Raw genomic sequence first — 16328 nt, forward strand, 5'->3', positions numbered from 1 at the left:
TAGGCCGCAAATTTGAGTGACCTTAGCCGTAATGTCTCGGCTCAGGACACACCCCTTGGACCCGTTTGCAGACCTGCCCGTAGGCCTCGACAACTCCCCCTAAATCCTGGCGAAATCTGTCCTTGTCGAGGATGCGGTCCTGGTCGTCGGCCACAGCCCCATCCCAGAGACGGCAGGTATCCGGGCTGATCTCATCTGCCAAGACCAGCTCACCTGATTGGGTTAGGCCCAGCTCAATTTTGAAATCGACCAGGATTAGCCCCGCTTCCGTAAAAAGCTCCAATAATTCCCGGTTGACCAGGCGGGCGAGGTCTTCGATTGCCTGGCGTTGCACCGGGCTGACCAGGCCCAGCAGTTCCAACCTGGCCTCAGTGAGCAGGGGGTCTCCATAGGCATCGTCCTTGTAATAGAGGTCGAGCAAGGGGGGATCCAGCGGAGTCCCCGCCCCAATTGGCATCTGCTTACAGAGGGAGCCCGCCGCGATATTGCGAATCACCACCTCGATCGGAATCACCCGCACCGGCCTAACCAACATCCAGTTGGATCCATCCACACCGAGGTAGTGGGTGGGCACCCCCCGGGCAGCCAAGCGTTCAAACACCAGTGCTGAGATCCGGCAATTGAGCTCACCCTTGCCAGCCAGCTGGGCCTTTTTGAGGGCGTTGAAGGCGGTGGCGTCGTCCTTGTATTCGACCGCCACCACGTCGTCGTGGTTGGTGGCATGCACTCGTTTGGCCTTGCCCTCGTAGAGCAGGGGGCCGAGGGTGTAGGCGCTCATGGCTTGCTTTGAAGCTGGGTTTGGGGCGGGTTTTGGGGCTGGAGAGCAGCTGCGTGGCCGCCGGCGGACCGGGGGGAGCGCAGTTGCAGTTCCAGGGCTGCCAACCGCTCCCGATCAGCTCGCGCTAATGGGGCTGGTTCAGTAATTGGGGCTTGGCGCCGGCGTGCCTGCCATTCACCGTAGGCATCGTCGATGCGGCCACTGAGTTTTAGGCGTCGCTGCATGGCCACGGAACGGCCCAGCCCCCCTTCGGCTTTATTTCCAGTTGGAGTTGGGGCATTGGCAGCATCCAGATCCAGCTGGCGATCTAGCAGCTCTGCCACCAGTCCCCAGGAGCCTGAGGCTGCGGCCTGCTCCAGGGCCAACTCCAGCAGCCGCTGTTTTTGCCCCCTTGGCAAGGAGTCTTGGGGGGGCAAAGCCTCCAGAAGGGCCACGGCCAGGGCGATGCGCTCGGCCCGCACCGCTCCGCCCTGACGGCCAGAGAGCAGCACCTCCGCCGCTTCGCGGTTACGCCCCAGGCTCTCCAGATGGCTCGCCAATAGATCCAGGGCCGAACGGGTGATCCAGCTGCCGTCTTCTTTTTGCTTGAGGGGCAGTTGGCGCAGCTCCAGGCTGGTAATGGGCCCTGAAGCCAAGTTTTGGAGGGCCTGGGCCGCCAGGCCGTGATGGAGACCGGCCGCAGCAGCCCGCCACTGCATTTCCATCCAAAGGTTTCGCTCCGCCCCTGGCGCTGGCGAAAAACGGGCCAAAACCTGCAGCGCCAAATCCGGAGCCTCGCAAGTCAGCAAAACCTGGGCATTGGCCAGCACCACCGCCAAGGGCTGGGGCGCTGGCTTGATTGTCATCAATCGCTCCTGCAGCAGCTGGACGGTGCTGCTGTCGCCCTTGGCAATGGCCTCCTCGCAGGCGCTGGCGAGATCCTGCCCAGCTCCAGACTGGGAGAGTCCAGCTTTGCCAGCTCCAGGTTGGGCGACTCCAGGCTGGCCGACCGCCAGGACCACCAAACTGGAAAGGCCTACCTTTACCAGGGCTGAAAATGGATAAGGCCGGGCCGGCATGTAGAGAAGGTGGGCACGGCGGCCCGCAATGCGGCGCCCAACCTAAGGGAGCTGCTGCGCTCCTTCCAACCCCCATCCCCCCCAAGTAGATGGCTCCAGCCGCAAGCCAAAGCCCAGCCCGGATCCTGGTGGTGGGAGGCGGAGGCCGGGAAAACTCCCTGGGCTGGGCCCTGGGCCGCTGCCCAGGTGTGGAGCATGTGTGGATAGCACCGGGAAATGGCGGCACCGCTGATTTGGTGGGAGTTGGCCAGCTCGCCATCGCCGAAGGCGACCAGGCCGCCCTGGTGCAGGCCTGCCAGCAGCACCAGATCGAACTGGTGGTGGTGGGCCCGGAAGCCCCACTGGCCTCAGGCCTGGCCGACGCATTGCGCAGTGCCGGGTTCGCAGTTTTTGGCCCCGGGGCCGATGGGGCCCAGCTGGAAGCCAGCAAGCAGTGGGCCAAGGCCCTGATGCTGGAGGCGGGCGTACCTACGGCGGGCTACTGGGCCGCCAACAGCCGCGAAGAGGCCCTGGCAGTGGTGGATCGCGAACAGCAGGCCTTTGTGGTCAAGGCGGATGGTTTGGCCGCTGGCAAGGGGGTCACGGTGGCGGAAAACATCGAAGAAACGATGGCGGCCATTGAGGAGATATTCGCTGGCCGTTTTGGCGAGGCCGGCGCATCCCTGGTATTGGAAGAGCGGCTGAGCGGCCCGGAGGTGTCGGTGTTTGCCCTTACCGATGGCTCCGGCATGGTGCTGCTCCCCCCGGCCCAGGACCACAAGCGTATCGGCGAAGGAGACACCGGGCCCAACACCGGCGGCATGGGCGCCTATGCCCCTGCCCCCCTGCTCGATGGGGCAGGCCTGGAAAATGTGCGCACCCTTGTGCTTGAGCCCATCCTGGCGGCCCTGCAGGGGCGCGGAATTGATTACCGGGGCGTTATCTATGCGGGTTTGATGCTCACCGCCCAGGGCCCCAAGGTGATCGAATTCAACTGCCGCTTTGGCGATCCAGAATGTGAAACCTTGATGCCCCTGATGGGTCCTGAATTGGCCCCAGTGCTGCTGGCCTGCGCCTCAGGCAACCTGGAAGGCGCTCCCAAACTGAGCGTTTCCCCCCGCTGCAGCGCCTGCGTGATCGCCGCAGCCCAGGGATATCCCGGCGAAATCCGCAGCGGTGATCCGATCTCCAGCGGCCTCCAAAACCAAAACGACCTCCAGCTATTCCACGCCGGCAGCCAACGCAATGCCAGCGGCCAATGCCACACCAGTGGCGGCAGGGTGCTGGCGGTGGTTGCCCAGGCGGAGGATTTCGATGGGGCCTTTGAGCGGGCCTACGCCGGCCTTAAGCAGGTGCATTTTGAGGGAATAACCTTCCGCCGAGACATCGGCCACCAGGTGCGCCACCGATGAGCTGGCAAGCGCGGTTAGGGCAATGGTGGGCTGAATTCAGCCTGCAAACCAAGCTGCTGGTGGTGGCAACCCTGGTGGTGAGCCTGCTGATGACAGGCATCACCTTCTTTGCCCTCAACAGCATCCAAAGGGATGCCCAACGCAGTGACACCCGCTTCGCCCGCGACCTGGGTCTGCTGCTTTCCGCCAACGTGACGCCGCTGGTGGCCGAGGGCAACGACCGCGAACTGGCCGCGGTGGCCGATCGCTTCTGGCGCTCTAGCCGCAGCCTCCGCTACATCTTTTTCGCCGACCCGGAAGGGGTCATTTACCTGGGTATTCCGATTGGCGGCACTGCCGGCAGCAGCAGCCAGTTACTTACCCGCCGGCTGGAATTGCCAGCCGACATCCAAAAGCGCCCGGAAAACCCCCTAATCCGCCAGCACCTCAGCCCCGACGGCAAGGTGACCGATGTATTTGTACCAATCGTGAGCCAGGGGCGTTACCTGGGGGTATTGGCCCTGGGCATCAACCCCAACGAAACCCTGCTCACCAGCGCCGCCCTGACCAGGGAAGTAACCGTGGCGGTGTTCATCTCAATCTGGGTGCTTGTGATCCTGGGCGCAGTGTTCAACGCCCTCACAATCACTCGGCCCGTAAAAGAATTACTGGAGGGGGTCCGCTCTATTGCCGGCGGCGATTTTGAAACGCGCCTCTCACTGCCGGTGGGCGGCGAACTGGGGGAACTGCTCGGCGGCTTCAACATGATGGCTACCCAGCTAGAAGTTTACAAAGCGGCAAACATCGAAGAGCTCACCGCTGCCCAGATCAAGCAGCAATCCCTAATCGCAACGATGGCCGATGGGGCAGTTTTACTAGATGCCGAAGGGGCAATTGTGCTGGTAAACCCCACTGCCCGAAGGCTGTTTCGCTGGGAAGGTCGCAACCTAGAAAGCAAAGACCTGATCGCCGAGCTCCCCGAGGTCCTGGCAATAGAGCTGCAGGCCGCCCTGGAAAGCATGGTCAGCAACAGCAAGGATTCCGCCGATGTGCGCTGCAGCTTTGGCGAGCCGGCCCGCACCCTACGGATAGTGCTGCAGGCCGTTAAAGATGCCAGTGGTGAAAGCCTTAAAGGTATAGCGATGACCATCCAAGATCTCACGCGGGAGGTGGAGCTAAATGCGGCCCAAAGCCGTTTCATCAGCAACGTTTCCCACGAGTTGCGTACTCCTCTTTTCAACATCAAGAGCTACGTGGAGACCCTCCATGACATGGGGGACCAACTGACGGAAGCGGAGAAAAAAGAATTCCTTGGCATTGCCAACGACGAAACCGACAGGCTCACCCGCCTCGTGAATGATGTTCTGGACCTATCCAGGCTAGAGAGCGAGCGGGTATGCACCCTGGAGCCCCTGGACGTGGCACCAGCAATTGAGCAAACCCTGCGCACCTACCGCCTAAACGCCGAAGAAAAGGGCGTCAAACTGGGCTTTGATGCCGAGGCCCAACTGCCTCGGGTTCTAGGCAATTGGGATTTATTACTGCAGGTGTTCGACAACCTGGTGGGCAATGCACTCAAATTCACCCCCCAGGGGGGGCAATTAATGCTGCGGGTCTACCCCTGGCCCGATCAATGTCAGCTCACTTACAACTCCAGTGACGGCTCCAGCAATAACTCAAGCGACAGCCTAAATGACAACCCGAGCTGTGAACTCACCTCCCCATTGCCCAGGCTGCGCATTGAAATTGCCGACAGTGGTTGTGGCATCTCAGAAGCCGATCAAAGTCGCATCTTTGAGCGCTTCTACCGGGTAGAAAACGCGGTACATACGGAAGCTGGCACGGGCCTTGGCCTGGCGATTGTGCGCGGCATTTTGGAGAAGCACGGCAGCTTCATCAAGATGGCAAGCGGGCTGGGGGTAGGCACCCTCTTCTGGTTTGACCTGGCCCTGGAAGATTCCGATTCCGATGAATTGCAGCTGCAAGCTGATCGCCGCCGCTACGACTACGAAGCCAGCAGCCTGACCCGGAGCTAATCGTCGTCGGCCACACCGCGCACTATGCGCGATAGCTCGCTGCGCTCATCGGTGCTGATGCGGTGGGGAACACCACTGATAATCCGCTCAAAGTTAGAAAAGGAATCCTTGATCTCAGGGCCGTTGCTAGTTATCACAAATTCGCGGATTCCCTTATCGTGCCATGAGCCGCGCATCTTGAACACGTTGAGGGCGCGGGCCATCTCACCGCAGATTTCCACGTATTGAAGCAACAGGATTGTGTCCGTAATCGTGGAGATATGGGAATCGGTGATCGAATGGCTACCCATAAACTCCTCGGAGGTGTTCGTGAAGAAGCCGGCAATTTCCTCCTGCTTGGCATAACCGGTCACACCGATTACAAACTGGCGGAAGGCGTTATGGCTGACCCCCCGGGCCAAGGCAGATAGGGAATCGATAGCCATCCGGGATGGCTTGAACTGACTGATCTCGGTTTTGATGATTTGGAGATGGTCCTCTAGGCCCGTGGATTCCGGATAGGCACAGATGATCTTGAGCAGCCCGTCCTGCTCCATCTGCTCAAAGTCAATGCCCCAACTGGTGGCATTACGCAGCAACTGGGCCCGTGATTCCTCGTAGGCGAATAGGATTGCCCGCTCCTTGTTGGCGCAAGCATTCTCAACGAATTTGCTTACCAGCAGTGTCTTACCCGTACCGGTGGCACCGGTTGCCAAAATAATCGAATCCTTGAAGAATCCCCCTCCGCACATCTCATCTAGACGGGGCACACCCGAGCTCACTCGCACATTCGAACTGCGCTGGGTGAGGCGCATGGCGCCCAGGGGGAAGACGCTGATGCCATGGCTGCCCATGGTGAAGGGGAACTCACCCTTCATGTGGGTGGTGCCCCTTAGTTTGAGAATTTCCACGGTGCGGCGACGGCGCTCCCCCTCCAGCACGTTGCGCAGAATCACCACGTTGTCGGAGACAAATTCTTCGACGCCATAGCGGGCGATAGGGCCATATTCATCAATGCGCTCGGTGGTCATCACCGTGGTGACACCGATTTCCTTGAGCCTGGCAATTAGGCGAAAAATCTCACGTCTTACCACCGAGACAGCATCGTATTGCTGAAACACTGCTGTGATCGAATCAATCGCCACCCGGCGGGCTTTATATTTACGAATCGCGTAGTTGATTCGCTCAATCAAACCTGAAAGATCAAAACTACCGGCCACATCCTGGCCCTCTGGATCGGGAGAAGCATCCAGAATGAAAAGCTTGTCCTGCTCCACCATCTCCTGGAGATTCCAGCCAAAGCTGGCGGCGTTGCGCAGGATATCTAGGGGCGATTCCTCAAAGGTGACAAGGATTCCAGGCTCGTTGTAATGACGAATGCCGTTGTAGAGAAAGTTCAGCGAGAAGACGGTTTTACCCGTGCCAGAGGTGCCGCTGATCAAGGTGGAGCGGCCGATCGGCAGGCCGCCGTGGCAGACATCATCGAAGCCCTCTATCCCGGTCGGGAGCTTCTGCACCTGCATCAGGGAGGAACCGGTGGAGCTGGGATCCTGCATGGAAAAAACGGGCTTACGACGACGCTAGGCAGAAAGTGGCGCCCAAACCATGGAGAAGAGCTGAAGAGCGCTCAGTCGCCGGTAGCTGGGGCTTCGGTGGCATCGATCTCGCCATCGTCAAAGTCCTCCTCCACCAGCTCCTCGTAGAGCAGATCAAGCCCGATCAATACCCGCTCCCGGTTGGAGAGGTCGCCAATAATGCGGCGCACGGGCGGCGGCAAAATTTTGGCGAGGGTTGGGGTAGCCAAAATTTTGTCCTCCTCTGCCAGCTGGGGATTTTTGAGAACATCGATCACCTTGAGGGCATAGACACCACGAAACTCCGTTTCCAAGATGTTGCGCAGGGTCTTGAGGGCCCGCATCGAGTTGGGCGTGTTGCCGGCGACATACAACTTGAGGATGTAGGTCTTTCTGGGGGTCATGGCAGGGGCCTGCTGGGTCGAGCCAAAAAGGTCAAACTTGGGCGCCCAAGGGCGCGTCGGGAGGCACCGAACGGCGGTACATCTCACAAAGATGGGCCATCACATCAAGCAGGGCAAGGCGATAGTCCTGCAGAAAGTCGTTCTTGTGTCCCTCCAGCTTGAGCTGCTTGGAGAAGCCATCGATCAGATTCATGTGAATCTCTACAGCTTTGGTGACCGCCAGGTCACAGAAAAAGGCAGTGTTCACAAAGCTTTCTAGGGCCTGGTTGGCCGCGGCCGGATCCCGGAAATAGCTCAAAAGCAAGTCGCGGTAGGTGCGCTCAAGGGAACGCATCAGCACCTCCCTCTCCTGCTCCGGCAGATTTCGCAAAAAGCGAGCCGGATCCCGCTTATAAAAAACCCCAACATATCCTAGCCGGCCCTTGAGCCGATTGGCCAGCTTCCAGCGCTCCGGGGGGCCCGGGGGCGCCTGCTCAGCCGCGCCATTACTGGCGGACAACCGACCGCGGCGCAGGAAACGGGATACGGCCGCATCGAAGCTGTAGCTCAATTGCTCGAGCTGGTCTGGCGGCAGATGCACCTCGGCATCGTGGAACTCCAGTTGGCCACTGACCTCTCCCACCACCACAGCCGGCAGCACCAGGCCCGCCCCCAGCAGGGATTGGTACACCTCAGGGGCAATCGCTCCCTGCTCCAGCAGCAGGGCATCAAAGGCATCCCGGCGCTCCTCGAGAAGGGCCGCCAGATTTGGGGTTGGCTGGTTGGGCAGATCGAGCCAAACAAGTTCGCAAGGGCCGCCGTCCAACCAGCGCCCGCAGGCCTCCTGGAGCAGCGGATCACGAATCAGGGAGGCAATGGTTAGGGCGGGCTCGGGCATGGACCGCGATCGCAACGGGCAGGCCCCGGACAATTGGCGTTCAAATATTGACTAAAGGATGGCTGAAGTTGGAGAATTATTGTTTGTTTTTCAATTTGTGCGCCAGGCCCAATGAAGGCCCGGGTTTTGTGCCGACCCTGGGCTTTGCCCGAGTTCAGAGCCTTACCTCCTTCAGCCTGGCCACGCCCTTGCTGCCATGACAGACAAGAAAGTCACCGAGGCCCCCGGGCCCACCACTCCGAGCCCCTACGCAATTGTCGAGGCCTCCGGCCAACAGTTCTGGGTGCAACCAAACCGCTACTACGACCTCGACCGGATCAGCGCCGAGGTGGACAGCACCTTGACCCTGGAGAACGTTCTCCTCGTCAATGACGGCAAGGCCGCCACCCTCGGCCAACCCTTCGTCAAGGGCGCCAGCGTGGAGCTGAAGGTGATGGCCCATCGCCGCGGCCCCAAACTGATCGTTTACAAAATGCGGCCCAAGAAGAAGACCCGCCGCAAGAACGGCCACCGTCAGGAGCTCACCCGGGTGATGGTCCAGTCCATCTCCGTCGGCGGCAAAGCCCTGGCCTGATCCAAGCCTGCACTTTCCAGGCTTACCCCCAGCTATTTCACCCTGATTTCCTCCCCCCATGGCCCACAAGAAAGGCACAGGCTCCACCCGCAACGGCCGGGATTCCAATTCCAAGCGCCTCGGCGTTAAGCGCTACGGCGGTGAGACCGTAAGCGCCGGTTCAATCCTGATCCGTCAGCGGGGGACCTCGGTGCTACCCGGGGTCAATGTTGGTCGCGGCTCCGACGACACCTTGTTCGCACTGGTGGATGGCGTAGTCAACTTCGAGAGCATCAAGCGCGGCCTGCGCAACCGCAAGCGCATCAACGTTGCCATCGGCTGAAATTGGCCCCAGGCCAATAAAGGGAGTCCTTGCTGCCGGCGGACATCCGCCGGCTTTTTAATGGCCCAGCCCACGGGCTCGTTCAAGCCAACCGATAGGCCCTGGTGGTGATCAGGTAGGGGTGGAATACCTCCAGAAAACGCCCCTGCAGGGTGCGGAAAAAAGCCTCCACCAGCTCTGGGGCATCGAAGTGAAAGGGGTACTCACCCTGAAAGCCCTTGAAGAAATACCAGTTGAGCAGGGCGATGCCGGCTGGGGCGAGGCGCTCGGCAAACAGGGCAAGCTGGTCGGCAGGATCGCTCAGATGCTCAAGCACATCCAGGCAAACGATCGTGTCGAAGCGCGCGGGCAGGGCCGGGTCAGCCATATCCCGATAGCAGCTCAGCTTGGCGCCCAGGCCGAGCTCGACAGCGCGAGCCTGTACAAAGGCGCGATTGTGGGGGTTGAGATCCACAAACCACACCCGCTCCACCTCAGGCAGGGCCGCTGCAGCCAGGGCATGGCTGCCGATGCCGCCGCCAAAATCGAGCACCCTGCCCTTGGCGAAGGTTTCCTGAAGGCGCAGGGTGTCGGCGATGTAGTCGGCGCTGCCCAGGTGCCAGGCCGCCAACTCCAGCAGGTGCCCCGTACCAACTGTTTCCTCGTAGAAACGGCCGGCCTGCTCCGGGTCAAAGGCGCCGGGATGGATTGCCGCCAGGTCGTTGGTGCTGTTGGGCAGCCGCCCGGCCAATTCCTCGATGCTGAGGTCCAAATATCGGGCCAACTGCGCCGAGAGGTCGAAGCCATCCGCCAGGAAGCGTTGCGGATTGAGCACAGGAAGGGTGGTCATGGCTTCACCGTAGGGCCCAGGCAATGGCCCCAATGGTGGGCCGCAGAGGGGCAGAGTGGCCGCAGGCACTGCTGGCACCCGATCGATGGCTTGCGGCTTCCTAGTGCTCGACAAACCGGCCGGCCTCAGCTCCCACGCCTGTGTGGGCAGGGTTAGGCGGGCCTATGGCCTGAAGCGGGTGGGCCATGGCGGCACCCTCGATCCCGCCGTGACCGGGGTGCTGCCGATCGCCCTTGGCCCTGCCACCCGCCTGCTGCCCTACCTGGAGGGCGATAAAACCTACCGGGGTGTAATCCAACTGGGTATTCGCACCAGTAGCGACGATCTGGAGGGAGAGGTGCTGGACCGCTCGGCCGTACCCGCCCTCGGGGAAGGGGAACTGGATGCAGCCCTGGCGGCCTTTCGCGGCGCCATTGAGCAGGTGCCGCCCCAGGTATCGGCGGTGCATGTGGATGGGGAGCGGGCCTACGCCCGGGTCCGGCGCGGCGAAACCCTGGAATTGACGGCCCGGGCCGTGACGATCCACCGCCTGGAACTGTTGGCCTGGGATGCAAGCAGCGGCAGCCTGGAGCTGGAGGTGGCTTGCACCGCTGGCACCTACATCCGATCCCTGGCAAGAGATTTGGGGGAGGCCCTGGGTTGCGGAGGCAGCCTGGCCCGGTTGCGTCGCACCGGGGCCCTGGGCTTTCGCCTCGACCGGGCGGTGGCGTTGGAGGAGCTCGAGCAAGCACCGCCGCCGGCCCTGATAGATCCCCTGGCAGCCCTTGCCCACCTGAAGCAACAAAGGCTCGACCCTGACCAGGAGTTGGGCTGGCGCTGTGGCCGCTTGCTTGAGGCCAGCCCCGAGCTGGGCACGGGGCTCCAGACCGGTCAAGCAGTGGTCGTGGTTGGGGCAGATGGGAGCTTGGCCGGCATGGCCCGGGCCGTAGAAGGCGGCCTATTGCAGCCCAAACTGGTGTTCAACGCCGCCTGATCGGCCACCAGGGTGACCAGGGGGTGCAAGCCCAACCAGCTGGCTGGCAGTAGCTGCGTCGGTGCCGAGCTCAGCAACTGCTGGAGAATCCCTGCCTTGGCCGCACCGGTCACCACCAGCAGCACCTGGTCAGCCGCCAGGATTTCCGCCATCCCCAGGGTGATGGCCCATGGCGGAACCGCCCTAGGATCCCCCCCAAAGGCAGCGGCGTTTTGCTGGCGCGTCGCCCCACTGAGCTCCACCAAGCGGCAGGGGCTATCCCGCGAGCAAGGGGGCTCGTTGAAGCCCACATGGCCATTGAGCCCCAGGCCCAACAACTGCAGGCCCACCCCACCGGCGGCCGCCAGCTCGTCGGCGTAGCGCTGCGCCTCCAGACCAGCAGAGGACGCCCCACCATTGGGAAGCCGCACCTGGCGGGGATCAAGGCCCAAGGGTTCACGCAGGTGGCGGACCATGAAGGATGCAAAGGATTGGGGATTGAGCTCCGATAAACCCACGTATTCGTCCAGGTTGAAGCTGCGCCAGCACTGGCGCCGATGCGCCTGCTCTGTCCCATCCAGCTCCGACCACAGCCGCACCAGCTCGGCATAGATCGGCTCCATGGTGCGCCCCGTTGCCAAGCCGAGGGTGCCTGTCGATGCCTCCAGCAGCCTGGCCGCCACCCATCTGGCCACCTCAGCCCCATCGGCCAGGGCGATCAGCTCATGGGGCTGCATAGGGTTTTAGCTCGGTGCCCCTGAAGTAGTAGCGCAGGATTTGGGGATAGTCCTCCCCGCGCAGGGCCAGGGCGTAGGCACCCCATTGGCTCATGCCCACACCATGGCCAAAGCCACGCCCAATCGCCATCAGGGTGGGGGCAGCGCTGGGCTGTGGTTCCACCAGGGGTGGGGGCAGCACCGGCAGAATGGCCTGGTCTGGATCAATCGCCACCGGCCCAGCCAATTGGAAATGGACCATGGTGCTGCGCAAGCCAAGGCGACTGCGCAACTCCGGGCCGGTTACCACCAAGGTGCCCAGGGGCCCCACCACCCGGGCCTGGCGCACCCTCCCAGAGGGGGTGGTGGAGAGCACGTCAATGCGACTGGCCCCTCCCGTTTCGGCAAAGGCCTTGCGCAGGGCCTGCGGCTCCAGCTGCAGCTGCCAGCGGGCAACCGGGCTTTCCTGGTCCACATCGGGCACACTCACCAGGTAGGGCAACTGCTCTCTCCAAAGATCACCACTGTTTTCGGTGCTGCCGCCACTGCTGCTGTGGAAAACGGCATTCACCAGGCTTGGGCCGTACATCAGCACCTGGCCGCGGGTTTTGGCGACAGCTTCCCGGGTGGAGGGGGTTTCCGCTTCAACCCCCTTGTAAACCTGGCTGGCCACCGTGGAACTCACATCAAAGGCCTTGGCAGCCGAACGCTGCCTGAGGGCATAGGTGCGGGCCGCGACCGCCTGGGCCCGCAGTGCCGCCTGGGGCCAGCTGGCAGGCATTTCACTACCCACCACGCTGGTCAAATAACTCTCCAAACCCACATGGTTGATCGCCTGGAGCATGGCGGGATTGACCAACAGCTGGAGGCGCCCGCGGTAGCTGCGCTGTTTGAGGGCAAAGTCACCGCCAGGCTTGGCCACACCCAGGGAAAAACCACTGTCGAGGGGCTCTATCCAGATCTCGCGCACCGAAAGCACGGTCGTAGGGCCGCCTGGGTCGGCCTGCACCAGCACGCTGCCAGCTTCCAGGCTGAGGCTGATCTCTGCTCCGGGGGCAATTACCTGGCGCTCTCCAGCCGCACCAGCGCCCCCCACCAACCGCAGGGCCAGGGGATAGTCGGTGGCGCTAACGCGCAGGCTTGGGCCTTCAGCCAGCAACACCCGCACCGTGGGCTCACGGCTGTCCTGACTCTGGATGTACTGCCTCTGGATGGCCCCAAAGGTGGTGGGGGCGGGCTGCAGAGGCCCTTCCTGGGCGAGGGCAAGGGCCGGATGGCTAGCCAAACCCAATCCGCCCAGCAGGCCCCACAGGCGCTGGCACTGCCGGGAGCGCAAATTGGCGGATGGGGGCGGCGCCACGGGCAACAACAAAAACAGCCAAGGGGCTTCCATTGTGCCCAGCTCGACTGGGGATAGCCAGCGCCGCGTGGCAGCATGCTGAAGAGGCGCTGGGGGCCGCATGCAGGTCACCTTCTTAGGCACAAGCTCCGGGGTTCCCACCCGCGGCAGGAATGTTTCCTCCGTTGCCCTGCGGCTACCGCAACGCTCCGAGCTCTGGCTGTTCGATTGCGGCGAAGCCACCCAGCACCAGTTTTTGCGCAGCGAGCTGAGGGTCTCCCAACTCAGCCGGATCTTCATTACCCACATGCACGGCGACCACGTGCTGGGCCTGCCAGGGCTGCTGGCCAGCCTGGGGATGGCGGGCAGCTGCGGCGGCATGGATCTCTACGGCCCTGATCCCCTGCGCGATTACCTAGAAGGGGTGCTGCGCACCACCTCCACCCGGATTGCCTACCCCCTGCGCACCCACCGGGTAAAACAGGCCGCCAGCTCAGGGGAGCTGCTATTCGACGATGGGGAGTTCAGCGTACGCGTTGCCCCCCTTACCCACCGGATCCCGGCCTTCGCCTACAGGGTCGATCAAAAAAAACGCCCAGGGCACTTCGACGTGGCGCAGGCCCAGGCCCTGGGCATTGCCCCCGGGCCCATCTATGCCGAGCTCAAGGCTGGCCGCACCATCACGCTGGAAGACGGCCGAATCATCAATGGAGCATCCCTCTGCGGCCCCGAGCGTCGCGGTTGCAGCCTGGTTTATTGCACCGACACGGTGTTTTGCGAAGCGGCCGTTGAGCTGGCCCGGGGCGCCGATCTATTGATCCACGAAGCCACCTTCTGCCATGGGGAACAGGAGTTGGCCTACCAGAGGCAGCACTCCACCAGCACCATGGCGGCCCAGACAGCCCTGGAGGCGGGGGTAAGGCAACTGGCCTTGACCCACCTGAGCCCCAGGTACATGCCGGGCAACCAGACCACCCCAGACGACCTGCTCGCAGAAGCCCAGGCGATCTTCCCGAACTGCCTGCTCGCCAAGGATTTCCTCAGCCTGGAAATCGCCAGTGGCAGCTAGCGCTTGCAACAGTTCACGTGATTCCGCACCGGAGGCCCCTTCCCCCGTGATACAAGGTCTCCGATGCGGTTGATCCGCCCCCTCCGGCTTCTCCCAATGGCCTCCTCCCTCTCCTTAGCTGCCTTCCGCAATGCTGCGGGCAACCTGGTCCGTGCACTGCTGGTTTTGCCCCTGGCCCTGCTGCTGGGATTTGCTTCCCCGGCGATGGCAGCCCAATGGAGCGCCGAACAACTGACCGTGCCTGCCACCCCTGACGGCACCGAGGTGACCTTCAACGAGCAGGAAGTCAAAGCGGGCCGCAAACTCTTCAACAACAGCTGTGGTGAGTGCCACGCCGGTGGCATCACCAAGACCAACCAGAACGTGGGTCTTGACCCCGAAACCCTGGCCCTGGCCACCCCTGCCCGCGACAACGTCGAGGCCCTGGTGGATTACATGAAGGACCCCACCTCCTACGACGGCGAATACTCGATTGCCGACCTACACCCAAGCCTGCGCAGCAGCGACATCTTCGTGAAGATGCGCGATCTGAACGACGACGATCTCAGGCTGATGGCTGGCTACATCCTGGTTTCTCCCAAGGTGCAGGGCCTCCAGTGGGGCGGCGGCAAGATCTACTTCTGATTCCCCAAAGCAAGCCCCCTCTAGGGGGCTTTTTTGCTGTACCACCATTCCTGGAGCTCTCCGGAGAGCCGCTGCGGGAAGAGGGTGATCACCGTGCGGGTTGGTCGCGCTCCGGGCAGGAGCAGCTCCACCGCATAGCTGGGACAACGCCTGGATGCCAAGTCGGGCACAAAGCGCCGACCGATGCGCCGCCAGCTGGGCTCCTTACTGCGCCAGGCCAGCCTGCAGCAGGGCCAGGGGAGCTCCTCTCGATCGAATAGTCGACAGCAGGGGCCAAGCACCCGATAGCTGAACTGGCCGCCGGGGCTGGCGTGCTCAGTGCCATGCTCCAAGAGGCCTTGCATAGGGGAAGCCGAAGCGGCCATAAAAAAGCCACCCCGCAGGGTGGCAGAAAAAGGAGTGGGGATCAACGCAAGGTTGGATGCCGTTGATCGCGGGGATTAACCGCTTGACCTGATGGCTGGAATTAATCGTTGGGCGAAGGCCCAAGCGATCAATAGAGCTCTTCTTCAGCGTGGGTCTTGATCGTGCAATCGCTGGTGGGGTAAGCCACACAGGTGAGCACGAAGCCAGCTTCGATTTGGTCGTCGTCGAGGAAGCTTTGGTCGCTTTGGTCGACGGTGCCTGCGGTCAGTTTGCCGGCACAGGTGGAGCAGGCACCAGCGCGGCAGGAGTAGGGCAGGTCAACGCCCTGCTCTTCAGCAGCGTCGAGGATGTACTGATCATCAGGTACCTCGATCGTTTTGTTGAGGCCTTCGCTCTCGCCGATGAGGGTGACCTTGTAGGAAGCCATGGAAAAGATTGGGGCTCACAGACAGCCGGAGGGCTAGGTCTGTAGGACTCGCCATTCATACATCCCCCAGAGGCCTTTCCAGGGCTTTTTTGGCGCTGAGGGGGTGAAGGCCAATCAAAGACAGGGCACTGATCAGTGTGCCTTATGTGACACGCCGGATCTTCATCAGGCCCCACTGGCTCTGTTGGGCGCTGAGTTCGGAGCTCCAACCCTGTGCCGCCAAGGCCTGTTGCAGGTTTGGAGCCTGGTCCACCAAAAGGCCACTCAAAAGACCCACGCCGCTTGGTGCCAAAACGCTGGCAAAGCTCGGGCAAAGGGCCTCAATCACCGGCGCCAGGATGTTGCAGAGCAGCAGGTCGGCCGGCTGGCCTGCCAGCAGGTCCTCAAGCACCTCAATCGACCCCAGGGCCACCTCCAGCCGATCGCTCAGGCCATTGAGGGCTGCGTTGTCGCCGGTGGCCCGCTCTGCCAGGTAATCGGTATCTGCGGCGGCCACATTGAGCGCCCCGAGCCGCAGGGCCCCGAGCCCCAAGACGCCGCTGCCGCAGCCCAGATCGGCCACCCGCAGGCCCGCCAGATCCATGCCCTCCAAGGCCTCCAGGCACAGGCGGGTGGTGGGATGGCTGCCGGTGCCAAAGGCACTGCCAGGGTCCATGCAGATCACCAGGCGCTGCCGGTGCTCCTCGGGGCAATCCAGCCAGGCCGGCAGGATCAGAAACCTCTCCCCCACGGGATCAGCCTGCCAGTGCTGCTTCCAGCTCAGGCTCCAGTCCTCGTCGGCCTGCTGGCTCCAGCTGATTGCGGGCAAGGTCAGGCCAAAGGGCTCGGCCAGGGCCCCGAGGGCCTGCTCGAGGTGTTGGCGCTCTGCGGGTGGCCAATCACTTTCAGGTAGCCAGGCCAGCAGGGTGCGCTGGCGGGGTGTTTCCGGGCGGTGCTGGATCGCCACCCGGGGGATGCCCAGGGCCGTCAACTTCCAAAGCAGGGATTCCTCCAGCTCCGGCGCAGAGGCCAGCTCCAACCTCCACCAGGCCATC

At 62.5% G+C, this 16328-nt stretch carries 18 protein-coding genes; 7 read left to right on the forward strand and 11 right to left on the reverse strand.

Annotated elements, in window-relative coordinates; all coding sequences use genetic code 11:
• Positions 1 to 22: 22 nt before the first annotated feature.
• Together purC and KBY49_RS06220 are read right to left on the reverse strand one after the other, a co-directional pair.
• Positions 23 to 778 (reverse strand): phosphoribosylaminoimidazolesuccinocarboxamide synthase, encoded by a 756-nt coding sequence (gene purC / locus KBY49_RS06215; protein WP_254933851.1) that lies wholly within the window; start codon positions 776 to 778, stop codon positions 23 to 25.
• A complete protein-coding gene (locus tag KBY49_RS06220; protein WP_254933852.1) occupies positions 775 to 1779 on the reverse strand; it encodes a hypothetical protein in 1005 nt (334 codons plus the stop codon). Before KBY49_RS06220 ends, purC begins: the two co-directional genes overlap by 4 nt.
• Positions 1780 to 1925: 146 nt before the next feature.
• On the opposite strand from KBY49_RS06220, the gene purD reads away from it, so the two are divergent.
• On the forward strand, positions 1926 to 3227 hold the full coding sequence (gene purD, locus KBY49_RS06225) for a phosphoribosylamine--glycine ligase (protein ID WP_254933853.1): 1302 nt from the start codon (positions 1926 to 1928) through the stop codon (positions 3225 to 3227).
• Entirely contained in the window at positions 3224 to 5242 is a 2019-nt protein-coding gene (locus tag KBY49_RS06230) for an ATP-binding protein (RefSeq protein ID WP_254933854.1), read from the forward strand. Before purD ends, KBY49_RS06230 begins: the two co-directional genes overlap by 4 nt.
• On the opposite strand, the gene kaiC is transcribed toward KBY49_RS06230, so the two are convergent.
• From kaiC to KBY49_RS06245, 3 genes are all read right to left on the reverse strand, one after another.
• Positions 5239 to 6777, reverse strand: coding sequence for a circadian clock protein KaiC (kaiC, locus tag KBY49_RS06235; protein ID WP_254933855.1), 1539 nt, complete (start codon positions 6775 to 6777; stop codon positions 5239 to 5241). The two genes, KBY49_RS06230 and kaiC, sit on opposite strands and share 4 nt — an antisense overlap.
• Before the next feature lie 71 nt (positions 6778 to 6848).
• Positions 6849 to 7199 carry a circadian clock protein KaiB gene (gene kaiB / locus KBY49_RS06240; RefSeq protein WP_254933856.1) on the reverse strand — a complete coding sequence of 117 codons (351 nt, stop codon included), beginning with the start codon at positions 7197 to 7199 and terminating at the stop codon, positions 6849 to 6851.
• A 31-nt stretch (positions 7200 to 7230) separates the two neighbouring features.
• Positions 7231 to 8076 (reverse strand): circadian clock protein KaiA, encoded by an 846-nt coding sequence (locus tag KBY49_RS06245; RefSeq protein ID WP_254933857.1) that lies wholly within the window; start codon positions 8074 to 8076, stop codon positions 7231 to 7233.
• A gap of 196 nt (positions 8077 to 8272) precedes the next feature.
• Here KBY49_RS06245 and rplU point away from each other — a divergent pair, with 196 nt between their 5' ends.
• Positions 8273 to 8650, forward strand: coding sequence for a 50S ribosomal protein L21 (gene rplU, locus KBY49_RS06250; protein WP_254933858.1), 378 nt, complete (start codon positions 8273 to 8275; stop codon positions 8648 to 8650).
• Between the two features lie 58 nt (positions 8651 to 8708).
• On the forward strand, positions 8709 to 8972 hold the full coding sequence (gene rpmA / locus KBY49_RS06255) for a 50S ribosomal protein L27 (protein ID WP_254933859.1): 264 nt from the start codon (positions 8709 to 8711) through the stop codon (positions 8970 to 8972).
• 82 nt (positions 8973 to 9054) lie between these two features.
• Here the strand turns inward: rpmA and KBY49_RS06260 are convergent, their stop codons facing one another.
• On the reverse strand, positions 9055 to 9801 hold the full coding sequence (locus tag KBY49_RS06260) for a bifunctional 2-polyprenyl-6-hydroxyphenol methylase/3-demethylubiquinol 3-O-methyltransferase UbiG (protein ID WP_254933860.1): 747 nt from the start codon (positions 9799 to 9801) through the stop codon (positions 9055 to 9057).
• Between the two features lie 85 nt (positions 9802 to 9886).
• Between KBY49_RS06260 and truB the strand changes: the two genes are divergently transcribed.
• Positions 9887 to 10774, forward strand: a complete 888-nt coding sequence (gene truB / locus KBY49_RS06265) for a tRNA pseudouridine(55) synthase TruB (protein WP_254934050.1) — start codon at positions 9887 to 9889, stop codon at positions 10772 to 10774.
• Here the strand turns inward: truB and KBY49_RS06270 are convergent.
• Both KBY49_RS06270 and KBY49_RS06275 read right to left on the reverse strand, forming a co-directional pair.
• The gene (locus tag KBY49_RS06270) at positions 10672 to 11490 is read right to left on the reverse strand and encodes a glucosamine-6-phosphate deaminase (protein WP_254933861.1); all 819 of its coding nucleotides are present in this window, start codon (positions 11488 to 11490) and stop codon (positions 10672 to 10674) included. The genes truB and KBY49_RS06270 overlap by 103 nt on opposite strands.
• The gene (locus KBY49_RS06275; protein ID WP_254933862.1) at positions 11477 to 12862 is read right to left on the reverse strand and encodes a SpoIID/LytB domain-containing protein; all 1386 of its coding nucleotides are present in this window, start codon (positions 12860 to 12862) and stop codon (positions 11477 to 11479) included. The genes KBY49_RS06270 and KBY49_RS06275 overlap by 14 nt, the downstream gene beginning before the upstream one ends.
• A gap of 67 nt (positions 12863 to 12929) precedes the next feature.
• On the opposite strand from KBY49_RS06275, the gene rnz reads away from it, so the two are divergent.
• Both rnz and psbV read left to right on the forward strand, forming a co-directional pair.
• Positions 12930 to 13877 (forward strand): ribonuclease Z, encoded by a 948-nt coding sequence (rnz, locus tag KBY49_RS06280; protein ID WP_254933863.1) that lies wholly within the window; start codon positions 12930 to 12932, stop codon positions 13875 to 13877.
• 96 nt (positions 13878 to 13973) lie between these two features.
• Positions 13974 to 14501 (forward strand): photosystem II cytochrome c-550, encoded by a 528-nt coding sequence (psbV, locus tag KBY49_RS06285; protein ID WP_254933864.1) that lies wholly within the window; start codon positions 13974 to 13976, stop codon positions 14499 to 14501.
• A gap of 20 nt (positions 14502 to 14521) precedes the next feature.
• Here psbV and KBY49_RS06290 read toward each other — a convergent pair whose 3' ends face one another.
• From KBY49_RS06290 to prmA, 3 genes are all read right to left on the reverse strand, one after another.
• Positions 14522 to 14866 (reverse strand): hypothetical protein, encoded by a 345-nt coding sequence (locus tag KBY49_RS06290; protein WP_396099482.1) that lies wholly within the window; start codon positions 14864 to 14866, stop codon positions 14522 to 14524.
• 128 nt (positions 14867 to 14994) lie between these two features.
• On the reverse strand, positions 14995 to 15294 hold the full coding sequence (locus KBY49_RS06295; RefSeq protein WP_254933866.1) for a ferredoxin: 300 nt from the start codon (positions 15292 to 15294) through the stop codon (positions 14995 to 14997).
• 142 nt (positions 15295 to 15436) lie between these two features.
• Positions 15437 to 16327, reverse strand: coding sequence for a 50S ribosomal protein L11 methyltransferase (gene prmA / locus KBY49_RS06300; RefSeq protein ID WP_254933867.1), 891 nt, complete (start codon positions 16325 to 16327; stop codon positions 15437 to 15439).
• Position 16328: the final 1 nt, after the last annotated feature.

It is taken from the genome of Cyanobium sp. WAJ14-Wanaka, assembly GCF_024345375.1.
GTDB lineage: Bacteria > Cyanobacteriota > Cyanobacteriia > PCC-6307 > Cyanobiaceae > Cyanobium_A.

Bases quoted from the DNA above. Each gene is read 5' to 3' on its own strand.
- purC (WP_254933851.1), bottom strand. From the start codon at position 778: ATGAGCGCCTACACCCTCGGCCCCCTGCTCTACGAGGGCAAGGCCAAA.
- purD (WP_254933853.1), top strand. From the start codon at position 1,926: ATGGCTCCAGCCGCAAGCCAAAGCCCAGCCCGGATCCTGGTGGTGGGA.
- KBY49_RS06230 (WP_254933854.1), top strand. From the start codon at position 3,224: ATGAGCTGGCAAGCGCGGTTAGGGCAATGGTGGGCTGAATTCAGCCTG.
- kaiC (WP_254933855.1), bottom strand. From the start codon at position 6,777: ATGCAGGATCCCAGCTCCACCGGTTCCTCCCTGATGCAGGTGCAGAAG.
- kaiB (WP_254933856.1), bottom strand. From the start codon at position 7,199: ATGACCCCCAGAAAGACCTACATCCTCAAGTTGTATGTCGCCGGCAAC.
- KBY49_RS06245 (WP_254933857.1), bottom strand. From the start codon at position 8,076: ATGCCCGAGCCCGCCCTAACCATTGCCTCCCTGATTCGTGATCCGCTG.
- rplU (WP_254933858.1), top strand. From the start codon at position 8,273: ATGACAGACAAGAAAGTCACCGAGGCCCCCGGGCCCACCACTCCGAGC.
- rpmA (WP_254933859.1), top strand. From the start codon at position 8,709: ATGGCCCACAAGAAAGGCACAGGCTCCACCCGCAACGGCCGGGATTCC.
- KBY49_RS06260 (WP_254933860.1), bottom strand. From the start codon at position 9,801: ATGACCACCCTTCCTGTGCTCAATCCGCAACGCTTCCTGGCGGATGGC.
- truB (WP_254934050.1), top strand. From the start codon at position 9,887: ATGGCTTGCGGCTTCCTAGTGCTCGACAAACCGGCCGGCCTCAGCTCC.
- KBY49_RS06270 (WP_254933861.1), bottom strand. From the start codon at position 11,490: ATGCAGCCCCATGAGCTGATCGCCCTGGCCGATGGGGCTGAGGTGGCC.
- KBY49_RS06275 (WP_254933862.1), bottom strand. From the start codon at position 12,862: ATGGAAGCCCCTTGGCTGTTTTTGTTGTTGCCCGTGGCGCCGCCCCCA.
- rnz (WP_254933863.1), top strand. From the start codon at position 12,930: ATGCAGGTCACCTTCTTAGGCACAAGCTCCGGGGTTCCCACCCGCGGC.
- psbV (WP_254933864.1), top strand. From the start codon at position 13,974: ATGGCCTCCTCCCTCTCCTTAGCTGCCTTCCGCAATGCTGCGGGCAAC.
- KBY49_RS06290 (WP_396099482.1), bottom strand. From the start codon at position 14,866: ATGGCCGCTTCGGCTTCCCCTATGCAAGGCCTCTTGGAGCATGGCACT.
- KBY49_RS06295 (WP_254933866.1), bottom strand. From the start codon at position 15,294: ATGGCTTCCTACAAGGTCACCCTCATCGGCGAGAGCGAAGGCCTCAAC.
- prmA (WP_254933867.1), bottom strand. From the start codon at position 16,327: ATGGCCTGGTGGAGGTTGGAGCTGGCCTCTGCGCCGGAGCTGGAGGAA.